Genomic DNA, 2108 nt, shown 5'->3' with positions numbered 1-2108 from the left:
GAATGGATTTATTCTTCAAGAAAATACATCAATTTTGATAAGTAGAAATGGTAAAAACATTGTATAGCATTTTACACAGGAGTCTGGACTTGACTCACTTCCTTTATTATTTTTCATTTTTTTAAACTATTTAATACTAATGTCTTTTATAATAGCTTTTCATATATTATATAATCAATCTTTATAAGTCCTTTTATAAATTTCTTTTCTACCATTTTCGATAAATTCCTGTTTAATATTTTTAATTCCATAAACAATAGTTTCAATAGGATAATATTCTTCAACTATATCTTGATATTCTTTTGCTTTCTCAATATCTATATTTCCATACATTCTTAATATATCTTCTCCAAAATTTGTTCCTATTTCTTCTTCACTATCTTCAAGTAAGTATATAAAATCACAATATTCATCTATAATTCCAGAATCTCCAAAATCAATTATTCCAGTTAATCTATTATTGCCATCTAACAATAGATGATTACAACTAAAATCATTATGGCATAAACACTTTTTACCCTCAAAAACTGTTGTTGCATTTAGTCTTTCCATAAAACTTTCTATATAATCTTTTTCTATATCAGTTAAATCATTATAAATAGTTTCACGCAACAATATATACTCTTCTAATACATTTTGTTTATTATCAATAGTACATTCACTAATATCTGTATAATCTAAACCGTGCATTTGTCTTAAAAAACTGGCAATATCTCGTTTTAACAAATTTTGTTCTTCTTCTGACATAGTAGAATAAATTTCTGGTGTTAAAAAAGTTCCTTTAATTTCTTTATAACCTAGTATAGATAATTCATCACTAATATACGAATATTCAATATTAGGAATTTTTACATTAGTTTCTAAATTTGTATTTAAAAAATTATATATTGCTTTTTCTTTTGCATAACCTTTTTTCTTATTAGTACTAAATTTTGTTTTAAAAATGTATTCATTATTAACTAAATATGCCACACTATCATAACCACTACCGATTATTTCAATACTATCTACTTTGAAATTATCAAAGTAATGCTCAATTAAATATTTCATTGCCTTAACATTTGTGGCATTATCATCATATCTATATTCCATTAAATAACAATCTTCTTTTTTGCCCTCGTGTAATTCATGTTCTGGCAAATCTTCAATAATTCTAAAACCAGATTTTTGGTATGCCCTTATTGCTCTTGGATTATTTTTATGAGGGTCTAAAATAACTGCATTAGCATTTCTTTCTTTTTTCAAAAATTCAAAAATCAATTTAATATATCTTGTACCAATTCCTTTACTCCAATAATTTGGCTCTCCTATAAATTGATCCATACCATAGACTATCTCATCAGTTTTTGGATAATGATAATCAGTATATAACTCATCATACATTTTATATATTTGTCCATATCCAATAGGAACATTGTTATATTCAATAATTACTCTAAAAACTTCATCTTCCCAAGGCTCTGTATAATGTTTTTTTAATGATTCTAATGTATATTTTTTATCTCTACCACCATAAAATTCTAATACTCTTTCATCAGTTAACCATTTTAACATCAAAGGAAAATCATCATCTATTAAAGTTCTTATACATATTTCATTTTCAACTATATTCATTTATTTATCACCTTTTTCATAATCATATACATATACTATTTCATCTTTATAATCATTTTTACCACCTAATTTTTCATATACATGGCAAGCTCTAGGATTACCTTTATCAGTTATTAAAAACATTTCAGAACAACCAATCTCTTTAGAATATTCCTTAATAAAAGATAATAATTTTGAACCATAACCTTTGTCTTGATAGTTAGGTAACATTCCTATTGAGTGTAAATAAAACATTGTTTTTCCATCAGGTCTTAAAAGTGTATAGCAATATGCAAATCCTATAATTTTATTATTTTCTTTAGCTATAAACCCAAATGAACTGGTATCATTAAGAAATCCTTTTAAATTATCAATATCAAAAACCATATTATCATCAATTAAAACTTCTTCCATAAACTCAGTCAAGTCCAGACTCCTGTGTAAAATGCTATACAATGTTTTTACCATTTCTACTTATCAAAATTGATGTATTTTCTTGAAGAATAAATCCATTC

2 protein-coding genes are annotated in these 2108 nt (G+C 24.8%); both read right to left on the bottom strand.

Annotation, left to right across the window (positions count from 1 at the left end):
• Positions 1-174: 174 nt before the first annotated feature.
• Positions 175-1614: a bifunctional aminoglycoside N-acetyltransferase AAC(6')-Ie/aminoglycoside O-phosphotransferase APH(2'')-Ia gene (locus BO48_RS16730; RefSeq protein WP_001028144.1), complete on the bottom strand. Its 1440-nt coding sequence runs from the start codon at positions 1612-1614 to the stop codon at positions 175-177.
• The gene (locus BO48_RS16725; RefSeq protein WP_000134308.1) at positions 1615-2019 is read right to left on the bottom strand and encodes a GNAT family N-acetyltransferase; all 405 of its coding nucleotides are present in this window, start codon (positions 2017-2019) and stop codon (positions 1615-1617) included.
• Between the last annotated feature and the right edge of the window lie 89 nt (positions 2020-2108).

It is taken from the genome of Lacicoccus kunmingensis DSM 17847 (assembly GCF_059568765.1).
Note: the sequence above shows the minus strand (reverse complement) of the source record. Positions and strands in the feature narration are given on the sequence as shown.